Origin of the sequence: Spartinivicinus poritis (genome assembly GCF_028858535.1) — a bacterium.
Lineage (GTDB): Bacteria > Pseudomonadota > Gammaproteobacteria > Pseudomonadales > Zooshikellaceae > Spartinivicinus > Spartinivicinus poritis.
In genome coordinates this window covers 33,319-50,176 of the sequence record NZ_JAPMOU010000032.1, presented here as the reverse complement: position 1 = coordinate 50,176, position 16,858 = coordinate 33,319, and the positions used below count along the sequence as shown (strand labels likewise).

The window sequence follows — 16,858 nt, the reverse complement described above, 5'->3', positions numbered from 1 at the left end:
GCAAGTCACATGATGTATACCATCTGCGAAAGACCTTTAGACTAAGGTTTAAGATATTTCCTTTAAGACACAACCTGTAAGACATAGCTTTCAGGAAAATGATTGCTGGTCAGTTGTAAATAAGATCTATTCTCAATAATTGTATTTACATTAATAGTTAACCTTTTATTAGAATATTATTGTTTTCTTAATTAATGCTTACCCCTGAAAAAACCTCTTGTGTAGAGTAGTTTGTTGGACCATTTTTGATAAAACTAAATAAAATTGCCAAAATGTCTGACTATTTTTAATGTTAATTGAGTCACTTTTTTCTAAAAATTAAAATTTTTCGACTAATTATAAAAATAAGTATTTACCGAAATGGTTTAGACTGACTTTATTCTTTCAATAAAAATACAAGTGAGTGAGTAAAAAATAGACATATGTTGTCTACATTGCATTACTTATCTAACACTTGACTAGATAGTCTGTCTGGAGTGCCAATGGGGTCTACAAACGTCTCAGCTTATAACTCAGTTCAGTTAAGTAACGATAAGCACCAAACCTTAGCCTCTGACATGAGTCAGGTAGTGGATAAGCTGAGTAGCCGGGTTTTGACTAATGTTAAGTCAAGCAAGCTTGAAGCAGTGCAAAATACTCTGAAAAGTATTCAGACAACAGTTGATGCCAGATTAGAAAACAATGGTGGCGATAATTTGCTGTCAATCAGTGAAGTAGCTGTCCTTTCAAAGCAACTCTCCAAAGTAGCTAAACAATTTGATAACCCTCAATTAAAAGAGCTGACAGGCTTGTTGGCTGATCAGTTATTTGCTGATTGGTTATCACAAGCGCGAACTGATATTGAGACAAACTTATATGAACAGCTAAAGCCAATTGGTGATGTGGGAGCATCTAAAGTTAAGTCGCTACGTGTTGAAGTGAAAGGTGGTGGTAATGTATATGGTGCAAAATTAAAAGGAAGTGCTGGCATTGAGTATCAGGATATTCTTGATGCAGATGATGAGGGTTTATTTTTTCGTACCAAAGTTGGCACGGTGGGAGCAGGCATACATGGTGGAGCTAATATTGGAGCAGCAAAAGCAGGGGGAGGGCTTAAAGGAGCATACTCTCGCTTAACTTTTGAAGAATATAATAATGTGAAATCCTATGTGCATATGGAAGCACATAATTTAACCAGTTTAAATCGAAGTGACTATGAGCTGAAACAAGCTGCAAAATCTTTTTCCTGGCGTACGATTGGTCGTTTTATTTCCAATCATTTGCCAGGCCATGTTGGTTCAGAGTTAAAGTTATACCAAAAGCAATTACAGAAGGTGGTTAATAATCAACATAAATTAAATGAGTTGCTAGAGAAAGAGTTGGGTTTAACTGCAAAAGTTGTAGCAACACCACCACAACAGCCTGAAACATTGAGAGGTTATATCAATAAATATGCTGGCAGCGTAGATGGGGCTGCCTCAGTTGGCATACCTTCAACAAATTTTTCTGCAGCTGCAGGTATAAAACTAGCTAAAGAACAAACTGAAATTTATGAGTTTGTACCAAGCCATTTCTGGCGAGTCATTCAAACAAATGCTGAACGGATTAATGAACTACCTGAGTCGTTGGTAAAATATGGAAAAGAGCTGCTCAATCAAGAGGGCCTGGGATCAGATTCTTATGACAAAGCACTAGGTGCTTTAAATAAATTGGAGACGGAATTTAATAGCTACATTACAACCGTCCAAAAATATGATGCTGACGATAAAAGTTTACGTGGTGATAAGCATCAAATTGAGTCTCGTTGGGGAGCTAATGGACGGCACGAGTTGTTAAGAGCAATGCATGGAGCATTTGCATTATTTGGTGCTGAGCTGAAAAACTCCTCTGTTTCTGACGAGAAATTACAACAAGCAACTACAAAAATGGAGCAGATTGCTTATCAATTGGAATCTCCTCCCATAGAGCATTCTCGACAAAAACTGGAAGACATTGCTTCATTTAAACAATTAATTCGCTTAAGTATTGCAGACACAAAAGCAACATTTAATGTATCTGCTGGGCCAGTTGCTATTGAAACCTCTATTTTAAAGCGTCATCGTGTTCACCCCAGTCGCTTGCGGCAGGGGGATTACATAGACCTTGAGTTAAAAATAGAAGGTACAGCCAGTGTGGGTAATGTGACAGGGCTGATGGACACAATTACATCGAAGCTAGCAAATGATTATCCTGGTTTGGTAGACCCAGAAATATTTAAAGGTGAAGTCAGTAATTTTTTGCAGAATAATGCAGATATTGCAGGAACTGGTGCTTTGAAAATGATGGTACGTTTCTTTAAGCCAGAGTACCAGCAATCAATTAAAAATATGCAACCACAATATCAACAACAATTTACTCGTTTCTTATTGAGCAAGTCTGTTTCTGCTGGTATTGGTGGAAGTGCGCCGGTTGCAGCTGGCGCTGAAATTGGAGGCAAGATAGGCGTTGCTCATTATGATACCAGAGTATTGGGAGAGAAGGTTGCAGATAATGCCCTGAGTTATGTGATGACACGGCACAACCGCTTTTTCCGCAATAAAGAGTTAAATGGTGATTGGCAAGACTTTCTTAAAGCTAATAATGGGGCAATTAAAGATCTATTTTCTAATATAGGCGCCTCTGTTGGTCTCGCTGAGGAAAAGCAAACGGCATTATTTAAGGAAGCTCAGCATTGGTTAAAAGAGCTGGAAACTATTGGGAAAACTGATAGTGAGAAAAAAGATGCTGTAAAACTGAGAGATGATTTCAATAGTGCAATGAAGCAAGTATATGATCATCCTGATTCACCTGAAAAATTTGCTGAAGCGAAAGAGAAGTTTTGTCAGTTTTTATCTGAGCAGGTAAAGCCCTGGTGGGCAAATCACCAAAGTAATTGGATTACTGAGAAATATGAGGATGGGAGTTCATTAGCTGACCGGCTAAAAACTAACCTGAAAAGTATAGGAGAAACTTTATTAAATCAGGTTAACCATATAGGGCATGTATTACAGGGACGCTTAATTAACCTTAAGCCTGCAAATGATAGTGCAAATAGGTTATTTAAGCAGGCCGTTGGTATGGAGTTTGATAATAAACCTGACTGGCAAAACAGTCCATTATACCAGTCTTCTGATACAGTTTGGCAGAATAACCCCTTGTATCAACAAAGAGTTTTTCATTAAAAAGTAATCTTTAACTTATATTGAGAGTTTTTTGCGTAGCCTTGTATGCCAATATAATAGTCGCCTTGGCTGTTAATTTGGCAACTTTCTTGGCTGTCTTCTTTATAAGGGCGACAGATATAGTCTTCTTCGTTAGGCTGAGCACCATGCTGAATATATAAGTCGGCATCACCGTTTCCACTCATGCTAACTTTTAGTTTTCCTGTTTTGTTAGAGTAAGGACCATAAAAGACCCATTCTCCCTCTGTTAAACGCCCTGACTTAAGTTTTACTTCTAGTGTAGGATGTGTTTGAGTTTCTTTTGGCTCTAGCCCAATAAACATAGTTGGGTTTACAATCCACTTTTCATTGGGGTAGTTGGGATCTGGATTCATCTCATTTAATTGGTAATAACCATTATAAGCACCGGCCCATCCCCAGTTCACATGAACTTCATCGTGTTGATTATAGCCATCAATGATGAATACATGGCCTGTGCCGTCTTGACTCTGAGCCATATATAAAACAAGTCGGTCTTTATTAAGCTCAGTTTTTATCATATTTAGCCATTCGGCATCGGAATACATAACCCAGTCGCCAGCTGTTTTGCTTACGCTGTACATACTGCGCCGAGATTTACCATAGTTAAGGTTATAACGCAGTAAATTTTCGATTAATTTACCTGATGCTTCGGTCCCTTCCTCAGTGCCAAACGCTGCATGTAAGCCTACACCTATTCGATAGATAAAATCAGTTAGATTGGATTTTTCTGCACGGGATGCACCAGTTAATGTGTTAGGCATTTGATTAAAATTAAAAGTGTAACTGGAAAAGTCGACAGATAAATACTGGGAGCCAAGATCCCACCAATAAGATACTTTTCCTTTGCCTTGTTGAGGGTAGCGATGAAAACTGACTATTTGTGCAACAGCAATGGTAGCACAGCCAGGATAGGTTTGTTGTCCACCTAGCAAGGGTGTTGCTTTGTTGTATGGCGCTCCCTGCCCCCATTTTGTTTTGGTTAAAGGCTCAATAAAAGGTGCAAGTGTATCAGCAGTTATTAATTGGATAGGTATAAGTGAAATCGTTAAGCATACAGTGATAGCAAGTAACTTTTTGATCATTTTATTCCTTGTGAGTAAAACTCTTTTTAAAGGTATTTTAGGGTGGGGAAGGATAATAAAACTATCACTAATATACAAACTATAACGCGCTGATTTCTAGTAATACATTATCGGTATTTTTATGGAAAAAGAAGCATTTAGTTTAAAGTAACTGCTTACAGACGAATAAGCTGGCTCTAGATGCTATACTGATCTGGGTTTAATTACATAGCTTCTGGTGTACACGTAGTCACTTCGCTTTTTAGCTAAAGTAAATTAAGGCCAGGCATTACCATTAGTACAATTATCCACATACAACACATTATTGCGTGAATCATTGGGGATAAAAACCTGGTTAACTGCTGACTGTGGGTAAGTCATATCTTTGCATTTAGCGCTTTGGCCTGGGCCAACCACTAGCTTGGTTCCTATTTTTAATGTGCAGGCACTCATACGGTCAAGCTTGCTCCAGGATGGACAAATAACATTCTCTTCTTGATATTGTTGTCTGGGGCCTTCTGGTTGATCAAAAGACCACCAACTGCCATACAAGGTAAAGTCTTTATCACTATTCCATACTCGATAAACTTTTACTGGCTCAGTAGCCACAAAAACTTTTCCTTTGCATAACTTTCCTTCACCACTGGCTCCTAATGCACTGTTTAAAAGTTGTTCGTCATTAGTTTCAACCATACCTTGAGGTGGATTAGTTACTTCACCAACACAGTTGATGTCATTAAAGTTGCTTGTATTTTTAGTAGCTGGCTGTAGGTTGGTACATCCTGTAATAAAAATAGCGGTAAATATTATAAAACCAATAACATTGTGTTTGTTTTTCATTTATTAAACCTGTAATAAATTTAAAATTATTTAATTTATTATTTTTGATGTTCATCTTAGCTAAAGATACAAATATAGTTGAACTCCAGCTAAGACGCAGAAGATATAATTAAATATCGAAAATAATTCTCATTTACTGTTTGAGATAAAGTGATATATTAATTTTAGTGTTTTCTAATATAAATCTACTACATTATGATCGGTATGACTTTATATATACATTTATAGGTAATATTTAGTTATTATAAATTATCCATTTCTTAATTATTTTGCGCTAATCTAATGCCAATAAAATATCAAATTGTAAAGGGTATGTAAGTAAACGGTGGTATGTCGTCAACATTTTGTTTTAATTGCATCACATTAATGCAAAATATAAATTTTTTCGACCAAATGTAAAAAAAAGTTTTTTGTTAAATACATTACACTAACTTCAGACCTTACTTTACCCTAACTCATATACCCCACAAAGAGGGTATTTACTTAAAGTGTAGGGTATATATATAACTATAATCACTGGAGTCTTAACATTGTTTACTATTAGTACCGTAGTTAGTATTGATAATGTTGCTTGTTTCTTGTTCAGCTTGAATGGCCATGTGCCACTCTAACAACAGATTGGTTAATAGTTTTAGTTTTTTTGCATATACCCTTTGTAAATGAATTTAAAGCGTTGGGTATGCCAATAACGTCTGTGTTTTCTTTGCCTGAATAAAAAGAGCATTTTCAATGACACCTAATCCTACTGATAATGCAGTTGCTGATACTGCTTTAAATTTAAGTAATCAAAAGCATCAAACGTCTGCAAGTGATTTAAATACAATTCTTACTAGTTTATCTGGCCAATTACGAACCTTATTACAAACAGCATCATCTAATAGTGAAGAAAAAACTAAGGCTGAGAAAGGTTATGAGCGTGCTATTGATACTTTAGAACAAGTTAAAGTAACCATTGATAACCGGCTTAGAACAGATGGCGAAAACAGTATATTATCTATTGCTGAAACTGCTAGAATTTCAAAGCAATTAGCTTACATTGCTAAACATACTGATAATAAACAGCTTAAAAAATTAACCAATTTGCTTGCAGATCATGTGTTTGCCGACTGGTTGTCTCGTGCTAGATCAGACATTGAAAGTAAAATTTATGATGAGTTAAAACCACTAGGTGAAGTTGGGGCTTCAAAAGTAAAGTCTATTAAAGTAGAAATTAAAGGTGGTGCAAACATTTATGGTGCTGATCTGCAAGGGAGTGTGGGTGGTGAATATCAAGATATTTTAGATGCAGATGATGAGGGTTTGTTCTTTCGTACTAAAATAAAAACACTGGCAGGTGGATTAAATGCAGGGCTTAAAGCTGGTATTGCTAAACTGGGTGCAAGGTTAAAGGGTTCCCACTCTAGATTGACTTTTGAAGAGTATAATAATGTGAAAGCTTATGTGAATATGGAAGCGCATAACTTGACCACATTAAAACGCAGTGACTACGAGATAAAACAAGCTGCACGTAAATTTTCTTGGCGGGCTGTTTCTCGATTTTTATCAAACCATTTCCCAGGTAATGCAGGTTCTGAATTAAAGCTATACCATAAGCAATTACAGAAAGCTGTTAATAATCAGCATCAATTAAATGAATTGCTTGCAAGTCAGTTAGGCATTAATGCTAAGGTAACAGCAGCACCACCACAGTTACCTGAAACTTTGCGCGGTTATATTAATAGCAATTCAGGTAGTGTGGATGCTTCTGCAGCAGTTGGTATCGCAGATACTAATTTATCTGCATCAGCTGGATTTAAAATATCGAAAACTCAAACAGAAATCTATGAGTTTGTACCTACCCACTTTTGGCGAGTGGTTAAAGAGAATGCTGAGCGTATTAAAGAATTGCCAGCTAATTTATTAGCTCATGGGCATAATTTACTGAATCGAAACAGTGCCACAACACCCGTTTATGAAAGAGCTGTCGCCGCAATAGATACTTTACGACAGGATTTTTCTGATTATATTACGGCAGTGCAAAAGTATGATGGCGGCGATCAAAGCCAACAGCAAGTGAAGCACAATCTTGAAAAGAAGTGGGGAGTTAATGGTCGGCATGAGCTGTTAAGAGCTATGTATGCTTCATTTGCATTATTTGGTCATGAAGCCTGGCAAGCAGCGTCTTCTGACACAGAATCTAAGGCTATCACGGAGGTAATGGAAAAGCTGGCATTACAGCTTGAAGCACCACCTATTCAGCATTCCCGTCAACAATTGGAAGATATAGCTTCATTTAGGCAATTAATCAGGCTCAGTATTGCAGATACCAAAGCATCTTTTACTGTTGCAGTAGGGCCTGTTTCAGCTGAAATAACAGTATTAAAACGTAACCGTGTGCATCCTAGCAGGTTGCGTGATGGCGACTACATTGATATTGATTTAAAACTGCAGGGTAATGGTAGTGTTGGTGATATTACTGGCTTGATGGATACAGTTACAGCTAAATTGGTGGATAATTATCCAGGGCTAATAGACGCTGATACTTTCAAGGGAGAGGTGAGTGACTTTTTCCAAAATAATATTGAGCTCTCAGGCTCAGGAGCGATACGTCGTTCAGATCGTTTGTTTAAACCATCTTATCAACAGGCTTATGGTGATAATCAATACCATCACCAGCTCACTCGATATTTATTTACCAAATCCGCTTCGCTGAGCGGAGGCTCAAGTTTTCCTGTCGGTGTTGGAGGCAATATTGGTTTTAAGCTAGGAGCTTCATATTCTGATACTCGAGTATTGGGTGAGAAGATTCATGCTAATACCCTTAGTTATGTGATGACACGGCATAATCGGTTTGCTCGTAATAAAGAGTTAAATGGAGAGTGGGTTGAATTTCTTGATAAACATAACGGTGGCCTCAAAGACTTATTTCGCAATTTAGGTGCTTCTGTTGGAGCATCTGAAGACGATCAATCTGCAGTATTTAAAGAAGCCCAGCACTGGCTGAATGAACTGAAAGATATTGCTAAAACTGATGAAGCCCGCTCAAAAGCTGAAAAGCTTGAATCAGATTTTAACCAAGCTATGAAGCGGGTGAGTGATCATCCTGATAGTGAGCAGGCATTTACTGATGCAAAGAGTATTCTTAATCAATTTCTTTCTGAGCAATTAACACCATGGTGGGCTGCACATCAGAGTAACTGGAAAAGCTTGGCTTATACAGGGGAAAGATCGTGGGCTGAGGCACCTATAGATCGGATCAAAGGGCTTGGTGGGTTCGCAATTAATAATATCAGCCGTGTTTTAAAGGGAAATTCTTTACTGCCAAAACCAACGACTGCTGAAGTAAAAAATCAAGCACTGAATAAGGCGCTAGGCGTAGAAGATAATAAATTAATTTTAGGTTTTATTCAGCTACTTAACCAAAAGGGAGTGTCTGCTGCGACAAGTTATGCACGAAATCAGTTGGCGTTAGGTTATATACGTTGGCTACAACCTGATACCGCTAATTTACAAGCGAACTCTTTTGCTGAGCTTGTTAATGGTTTGCCAAATAGTGATTTAAATACAATAGCCAGTGGTCAAGGCGCTAAGTTACTTAGACAGAAATTACAACAGGCTAAAGCGCAAGGTGTTCAGAATATCCAGCTACAAGTAGGTGAACGATTATTCGCCATACACATTGGAGATGAAGCAGGTATTCACCTCTATGATCCAATGAGTGGTGAAGTATTAGAAATAAACTCTATAAAAAGCACTGTAGAGCACTTAAATCAATTAAAGTTAAAACAACAGCATTGGCAGCTGGCATCAATGGGTACTAACAATGAATTAACTAACCGACAATTAACACAATTAAGCCGAGGTTATACCACTGATCTTGATTTATTAGTAAGAGCTGATCGTGATAAAGGGTTATTAACATTAGGTGATCAAAAAATCAGTCGAGCTGAGCTGTGGTTAACTGGGGTAACTCTGCAAGGCCAAAAGCTTGATGTTGATCAGTTAATTACACTCAACCAGTTAGACTCTTCAATGCAGTTAGATGCTAATCAAGTAGACCGTTGGCTAAACAACTTGTCGGGGGATAATGCCCATAGTGCATTAGCTCGTATACATCGTTGGTTAGATGCACAACCGGATTTGCTGCCACAAGGTGCTAGCAATAAAGCTAAAATACTGCGCCAACGTGCTGAAGCTGTTGTGCTACTTGACCAACAATTGCCGTTATTAACAGAGCTGGATCGAAATTTAAGTAAAACTACCCAAGCAATAGATGAGTTAAATGCCAGGCAACAACGCTTGTTTGGTACTCAACAGGCGCCGAATACTCGCCTTAATAAATTAGCTAAGACATTAAATGGTGTGAACACCCTGATGAGTTTAAGTCGCTTACCGGGGAATATTTACCAGACCGCTGATGCATTTGCTAAAGGCGAAATTAAGCAAGGGGTACAAAGTTTAGCTGATACTTTAACGGATAATTTAGATATAGCATTAGATGTATTAGCCAACAGTACCCGTGTACAAGCTGTTTCGAGTCGATTGGCCAGTGTTGCAGGTAAGCTAGGGGCGGCTACAAACTTTGTTGGAGCTGGTTTAGGTATTTGGGCTGCAGTCGATAGCTTTAAAGCGGCTGGTAATGCAAAAACGCATGTGGAAAAAGTTGACCATATTATTAATGGCTCTTTTGCTGTGGCAGGGGTTGTCGTTGCGGTTGCTACAGGGATTGCTTCTTTAATAACTGCAGCAGCAGGTCCTATAGGTGCAGCGATAGGTCTGGCTATTGGTATTGCTCAAGGTATTTATAATGCTGTTAAGGTCAGACAACAGTTGTCAGAAGCTGGAATCAGTGGTTCTGATTTAGACCTGGCAGGTGCCGCAGTATTTTTTGGTTTTCCTGTCCCGACCCGTATTGCAAATAAAGCGGCAACCAATATCGGTACACGCCAATGGGAAGCTGCCCAGCAACAACGCCTGGAAGCATACGCTAGATTAGGTGTAGACAAGTTGGTTTATAGTTCACCAAAGGTATTTACTGCTTATGGAAAAATAGGTGGGGTCAGTGAAGGATATGACTATTACAATTTAACCCCTGCAGAATTAAGAGAGTATAAACGAAAAAATCCAGGTGAAGTGGATAGTGGCTGGATGTTCCGTCAAGAAGCTAAAGCTGCAGAAGTGAAAAAACTGGATAGTTATGATGAAGAAAATGGTGTTACCTTAATTCAGCTAGGCAAAGGTTTTGATTGGGCCAGAGGTGATGCTAATCGAAGAAATATATTTTTGATTGGCCATAACCAGGGTAACTTTGGACGTCGATATTTTGGTGGTAATAAAGCAGATACCTTTGAAATTCGCTCACCGGATGCGTTCCCACATTTAGATGTCAATGATACGGTTAGAATCGATGGTGGGGCTGGGATTGATACGGTGTCATTCCGTTCTATGTATGGGCAAAATGGAGTAAAAGTTAATTTAGAGCCTACTTCCCATCATGATAATAAAGCAACCATTGAAATGCGGGATGGTCGGAAGCATACGTTTTTAATTGATAATGTTGAAAATATTATTGGTAGTGAAAAGAATGATGAAATTTTTGGTGATAGAAAATCAAACTTTTTGCAGGGTGCAGAAGGAAACGACAATTTAAATGGCTCCTATGGAGATGATCACTTAGTGGGTGGTGCAGGTAGCGATTATTTGGAAGGTAGTGAAGGGGCTGATAGCTATACAGTTACTGCAGATGATTGGCTAGAGTCAGATGACTTGGATACGATTAATAATTATAGTGATCAAGGGTTAAGAGCATATCGTATTCAGCTTGAATATTTGGCTGAAAACGCTCATGCAACACGTGATGAAGCAATAAGATATGCATGGGGTAAAGCCAGTAATAAGGCAGCAGTTGATCAGCTGATCAGTAATTTTGGTGATTTATCTGGTTATCGTGAAAGTGACCATTTAATGTTATCGGTAAGCAGAGGCTGGTTAAATAGCTTACGTTTGGCTAAAAAAATATTTTCTAGTAAAGGTGAATTTACCAGTGAGAAGTTAGACTCATTGGTACAAACATTTGGCTTGCGACAAAGTGACAGCAATTTGCATAGTCAATTAACTAATGCATTAAGTAAAAGCAGCTCTCATTGGGACTTGCTCCATTCAGATGATTACAAGACTGTATTAGCGCAATTAGAAAGTAATCAGCCTGAGCGAGTAGATGTTTTAAAGCTAGATAACTATTATAAGTCTGAACTTTACCAGCATTTACAGTTTAGAGATTTGCTTGGCAATGCTTATGTCGCAACAGAAAGTGGCAATAACGTTGAGTTTGATACGATGGTGTTGAAAACGCCTGATGCTGGTGTGCATAAAATTGAGCTGGATAAACGTCGTATCCGTGTTTTAAGTGCCAACGAATCAACTCCTTTTAGCATGGTGAGTTTACTATCTAAAAAGTTGTTGAATGTCATAGGTTCTAAAGCAGATGATACTATTTTTGGTAATGAACTAGATAATGTGATTGATGGTGGTGCTGGCTATGATCAGTTATCTGGTGGCGATGGAAATGATATTTTAATTGCCGGTGCTGATGGGGGGCTGCTTTCAGGTGATGCTGGTAGAGATACTTATATTATTGGTGCTAACCAAAACAAAGTAGTGCTAACCCCATATAACTCGACACATAGAGAAGGGATTCAAAGCAAAGCAAAAGATAATCTGCGAGATACTGTAGAGCTAAATGCTGGCTTTAAAGGATTTAGTGCACAAAATAACTCGGGACAAATCAGTGCAAGTTATCAGGGAACTGAAATCGTATTTGGTGGTGCTTATCAACCGGATATAGCAAAGCTTTTATCATTCGCTTTTTATGATAATAAGAATAAGGCACTTGGCCATCAATACGGAGTATTAAATGTACAGGGCGTGTTATCGCTTACCGAGTTGGATTTAAGGCATAATAAGACAACTAACTACCAAATAAACCTTAATACAAACCAATATACATGGGCTGAAGGAACTGGAGAGTTAATCAGTCATCATCAGTCAGTCCATCGAGTCAGCACAGGGGATGGTGATGATATGCTGATTGTTGGTCAGAACAATGAGGTTACTCAGGCTAATTTAGGCGCTGGCCGTAATGTATTATCTATTCAAGGCAATACTTCAATAGTACATTTAACGCATAATGCAGGTAGTGGACTAAGAATTCATTGGCAAGGATTAGCGTGGCAAAAGCTAAAAGTGCTATATCAGGATGGTAAACTGTCACTATTTAATACTGCTTCTGAAGAGCAAGCAGTGGTGCTAGCTAATGCTAATGAGTTGAAAGCAGAGGAGGTAACGATACAAGATGCATCGGGCACTGATCACCAGCTGAATATTGACTTGTTGATTCAAACAGCCAGTCAAATGTCGACAGATGGAGCTGGTAATAGTTTAACTACTAATAATAACTTAGTTAATAATGGTATGAATATCGCGCTTCCACATATTTGATTATATGATAAATAAACACTGGCATAGCCAGTGTTTATTTAACTCATGGTTTAGTTCTCACTTGTTGTATTGAAATTACACTCTATTAAGTCGCCTGGTTGACAGTTAAGGTGTTTACAAATTAGATAAAGTGTAGAAAAACGAATCCCTTTTGCTTTACCTGTTTTTATCAGTGACAAATTTTGCTCAGAAAGCCCCGTTAGTTTTGCTAGTGTTTTTAAACGCATTTTTCTCAAAGCAAGCATTACATCAAGCTTTATATTGACTTCTTCCATACTATTTACCCAATTGAGATTATGGAATTAATGCGTGTTCATCAGAAACTTTCTGAGCTTCGACTAATACCCATGAAATCAAGATGATAATGCTGCCAACAATAAAGGGTAAAATACTATCTGAACCTACAGTTATTTGAAGGATCTTTTGACCTGGTGCGTTTTGAAAGGTTAAAACTAAGGTAAATAGTGTTGAATATATAACTTGGCATGCAATCCATAAGTAGAATAAAAAGCCAATCTTACGCAAGATGATTGCGTTTAATAATGTAAAGATTTCTCCTCGTTCATAATGCCTAAAAAGCTTTATCAGCTGACACAACCCATAGAAAATAATACTTAGTGGTAGCAGAGTAATAACCAGCCCTAATGCTTTCGTGAGAGGGGTAATCGTGACTGGCTCTGAGATGCCTAACAGTGTGGCGAGATTAGGGCTCATAAACAGCCACATAGCAATGGTGCAAATAATAGCTGCAACACCAAGGATAGTGAAAAGTATCCGACAGCGCCTTGAGATTGTAGCAATCTTTTCCATAAAGCCTACCTTTATATAGTTAGCCTATTACTTGATAAATTAAAATAATACTTGATTTTATTATGAAAGTTTAAAGAGTGATCTGTCAAGGAGTTGGTGACAGTTTTTATCCTGACTGGTGTGTTGTCCATAGGTAGCTGGTCTAGTGGTTAAACTATATGTTTCTTGCAGGCGTAATGACTCTCATTCATTGAGTATCTTAAGGTATTACATTTCAATACTTGGCATTTTTTAGTAGCGTAATGAAATATGGCTCATTAAAGTATCGGTTAAATTTAAACGTAAAGAGATTTATTTTTTAGAGTTGATTAATTGTGGCAGTATTAATGAGAGAAGTAACTTTAGACAATATGGCAGAAATATTTGATGCAGTTGTTGTTGGAGGTGGCATCAGTGGTGCTGGAATTTATGAGCAGTTAGCCAGAAACGGATATCGAGTACTGATAATTGATAAAGGTGATTTTTCAAGTGGTACTAGCCAAGCTTCAGGAATGATGGTCTGGGGTGGTCTTCTTTATTTAAAAAATTATGATTTTCAGTCAGTCATCAAATTTTCAAAATCACGAGATAAGTTGATAAATGGAGTAAATACTAAGGTTGGTACAAGAAAGTTTCGATACCTCCCTCTTGTAGAAGGTGGAAGAAGTAAGCGCTTTGCCCATTCCGGGCTTTATTTATACTGGCTAATGAGTCTTGCTCGACGAAAACGTCCCTATTCAGAGTCATGTTTTCCTGAGCAAAAAATCATTAATGAAAGACGTTTTAAAGAATCACTTGTTTATGAAGAGGCAGGCTTGGATGTATCCGACAGTCGATTTGTGCTTGACAGAATAGCTAAATACCGCAGTATAAATTGTTGTGCACTAAATTATTGTAGTTTACAGGGGGCAAGCAGAAAAGATGGATGTTGGTACTTAAATCTATTCGACGAGCATAGTGGCAATGAAATTCAAGTGAAAAGCAAATTGCTGATTAATGCGGGTGGTGTTTGGGCTGAAAAGATTGACGACTTAGTAGCAATACAGTCCCCGTATAAACATGTTTTCAGTAAAGGGGTATACCTAGCTTTTAAACGCCCTATAAATCACCAAGACTGCTTGGTGTTTGAAATGGGGCAACATGGAGATAGTCAAACATTTCACCCTTGGGGGCCGGTATCATTATGGGGGCCAACAGAAACAGCAATGGATGGTTTGTCCGGAGGCTTCCAAGCAACGACTGAGGATGTACGTTTTTTATTAGCTCAAGCTAATCAGAACCTTTCGATGAATTATGATGCAGGTGATATTGTGTCTTTACGATGCGGTATTAGGCCTTTGGCGGTTAAAAAAAGCTATCAAGGAAATCACTATCCTTTATCTCTTTCAAGAAAACATATGGTTTATCATGCGAAAGAGTGCTCTTATATAAGTATTTATGGAGGAAAACTTACATCCTGCGAACAAATGGGTAAAGAGGTTTACCAATACGTTGTGAAGGCTCTAGGGCAACCTATCCGGCAAAAACCAGAAGAAAGAGATTTTGAATTTAATCTTGATGAAAACCACGCACCAACACCGCAATGGAGTATGGATAATGAATATTGCTTAACGCTAGAAGATTTTTTGAGAAGGCGTAGTAATATTTCACAGTGGGTCCATAGAGGTGGTATGGGAATCGCTGATGCAAACCTAAGCAGTATTGAGCATATTAGTAAAATTATTGAAAAAGAAAATGCTGAAATAGCTTTAACTAATTATAAAAATAAAATACATCAAGAATACGATAAATTACTAGATTCTGTATAACGGTGCCCTAAGGAGCAAACCATGAAGAAAATTGTTACTAAACAGCATACACCTATTACCCGTTGGCCTCTTCTTGATCAAAGTGATGAAGATGCGGTTTTAGGCGTTTTACGAGAAGGGAATATTACTACAGCTAAGATTATTCAAGATTTGGAAGATGGCTATAAAAACTATATAGGTAGAAATTATGCATTGGCACATAATAATGGTACTGCAGGGTTGATGGCTGCTTTTCATAGCCTTGGATTACAACCGGGAGATGAAGTATTAGTGCCTACCGCTACTTTTTGGGCTTCAGTATTGCCTATGATTTGGTTTGGGCTAGTTCCCGTTTTCTGTGAAAGCGAATCAGAAACACTAGGGATTGATCCAAAGGATATGTTGAAAAAAATTGGACCAAGAACAAAGGCTGTTGTTGTGGTACACCTTTGGGGGCTACCTTGTAAAATTAAAGAAATCAAATCAGTTGCTGAACAACATAATCTTAAGATAATTGAAGATGCTTCTCATGCTCATGGTGCGAGTTGGAATGGAGTTGCATGTGGTGCATTAGGGGATGTCTCCGTTATGAGTCTTCAGGGGGAAAAACTAGCACCAGCAGGAGAAGGAGGCATGTTGTTGACAGATGATTATGATATATATGAAAAGGCTATTTGTCTTGGTGATATTACAAGAATAATAGAGTTGGAAACAGCACAACGCCGGTTTGCTGCAACTAGCTTTGGAATAAAAACACGTATTGCACCATTATCAGCAGCAATAGGACTTAATCAGTTAAAAAAATTAAAAGAAAACAATCAACAACGTCAACGTAATCACCTATATTTATCGGAAAAATTAGAAGCTTTAGGATTTTACTGTTTTATTCCCGCTGAAAACATTCAAAGAGTATACTTTGAATTTATTATTCGTTATAGAGAGGTTGAACCTGATGGTTTGTTAGAAAAATTGCAAGCAATGGGGTGTCATGTATCAAGACCTCGATATCCATTACTTCATGAACAACCATTTTTTACTGAAGGTAAATATAAAGAAATAGGTCGATATCCTGAAGGTTGTGGCGAAATTGAAAGAGTAATTAATAGTGATTTTGCTAAAACGGCTATGGAAAATCAGCGATTGATCAAGTTGCCTAATTTTTGTGGTAGTGATAATGGGATCTTAGATCAATATATAGAAACTTTTGAAGTGGCGATTAAATGAACAAAGTTTATAACTGGGCTTTACATACACTTCATATAGCCATTATTATTTTTTCAATGACTGGCTGGTTATTTGCAGTAACTAGGCCATATCACTTAGTGCTTTGTGGCTTAATTATTTTCTCATGGTTTGGAGTAGGTCTTTTAGTAAAAAAACCAGGAATGTGTTTAGTCACTGAGTTACAAAAGAAAATTTGGAAAACAATGGGGATTGAAGATAGAGATGGGTACATTATTTATTTAGTGGAAAAAATAACAGGTAAAGCTGCAAATTCAAAAAAAGCTGATATTGTTACACAAGTTTGTTTTTTTAGTGCTTTTGTTTTATCTATATGTTTTTTTATGAGTTAATATTAATAGTCTATATACAGAACTTTCTAATTGATAATGAACTATCAATTTGTAGTAATGATGATTAAGTATCCCCTTCGAGAATGAACTTTATCATTAGCGAAGGGGGCTTTAACTGCTTTGCGAATACC

The 16,858-nt window shown here is 37.6% G+C and carries 9 protein-coding genes; 5 read left to right on the top strand and 4 right to left on the bottom strand.

What is annotated here, in order from left to right:
• Nucleotides 1-482 precede the first annotated feature (482 nt).
• Complete coding sequence (locus tag ORQ98_RS20275; RefSeq protein WP_274690646.1) at nt 483-3,179, top strand: hypothetical protein; 2,697 nt, start codon at nt 483-485, stop codon at nt 3,177-3,179.
• Here the strand turns inward: ORQ98_RS20275 and ORQ98_RS20270 are convergent.
• On the bottom strand, nt 3,176-4,282 hold the full coding sequence (locus ORQ98_RS20270) for a C10 family peptidase (protein WP_274690645.1): 1,107 nt from the start codon (nt 4,280-4,282) through the stop codon (nt 3,176-3,178). The two genes, ORQ98_RS20275 and ORQ98_RS20270, sit on opposite strands and share 4 nt — an antisense overlap.
• Nucleotides 4,283-4,537: 255 nt before the next feature.
• Entirely contained in the window at nt 4,538-5,101 is a 564-nt protein-coding gene (locus ORQ98_RS20265) for a hypothetical protein (protein WP_274690644.1), read from the bottom strand.
• A 729-nt stretch (nt 5,102-5,830) separates the two neighbouring features.
• Here ORQ98_RS20265 and ORQ98_RS20260 point away from each other — a divergent pair.
• Nucleotides 5,831-12,577 carry a calcium-binding protein gene (locus ORQ98_RS20260; protein ID WP_274690643.1) on the top strand — a complete coding sequence of 2,249 codons (6,747 nt, stop codon included), beginning with the start codon at nt 5,831-5,833 and terminating at the stop codon, nt 12,575-12,577.
• A 50-nt stretch (nt 12,578-12,627) separates the two neighbouring features.
• Here the strand turns inward: ORQ98_RS20260 and ORQ98_RS20255 are convergent, their stop codons facing one another.
• On the bottom strand, nt 12,628-12,852 hold the full coding sequence (locus ORQ98_RS20255; protein WP_274690642.1) for a helix-turn-helix domain-containing protein: 225 nt from the start codon (nt 12,850-12,852) through the stop codon (nt 12,628-12,630).
• A gap of 19 nt (nt 12,853-12,871) precedes the next feature.
• Nucleotides 12,872-13,387: a DUF2975 domain-containing protein gene (locus ORQ98_RS20250; RefSeq protein WP_274690641.1), complete on the bottom strand. Its 516-nt coding sequence runs from the start codon at nt 13,385-13,387 to the stop codon at nt 12,872-12,874.
• Nucleotides 13,388-13,713: 326 nt separating this feature from the next.
• Between ORQ98_RS20250 and ORQ98_RS20245 the strand changes: the two genes are divergently transcribed.
• The 3 genes from ORQ98_RS20245 to ORQ98_RS20235 are packed head-to-tail and all read left to right on the top strand — an operon-like array spanning nt 13,714 to nt 16,727.
• Nucleotides 13,714-15,174 carry an FAD-dependent oxidoreductase gene (locus tag ORQ98_RS20245; RefSeq protein WP_274690640.1) on the top strand — a complete coding sequence of 487 codons (1,461 nt, stop codon included), beginning with the start codon at nt 13,714-13,716 and terminating at the stop codon, nt 15,172-15,174.
• Nucleotides 15,175-15,195: 21 nt separating this feature from the next.
• On the top strand, nt 15,196-16,377 hold the full coding sequence (locus ORQ98_RS20240; RefSeq protein WP_274690639.1) for a DegT/DnrJ/EryC1/StrS family aminotransferase: 1,182 nt from the start codon (nt 15,196-15,198) through the stop codon (nt 16,375-16,377).
• Nucleotides 16,374-16,727: a DUF2784 family protein gene (locus ORQ98_RS20235; protein WP_274690638.1), complete on the top strand. Its 354-nt coding sequence runs from the start codon at nt 16,374-16,376 to the stop codon at nt 16,725-16,727. Before ORQ98_RS20240 ends, ORQ98_RS20235 begins: the two co-directional genes overlap by 4 nt.
• The last annotated feature ends 131 nt before the right edge of the window (nt 16,728-16,858 follow it).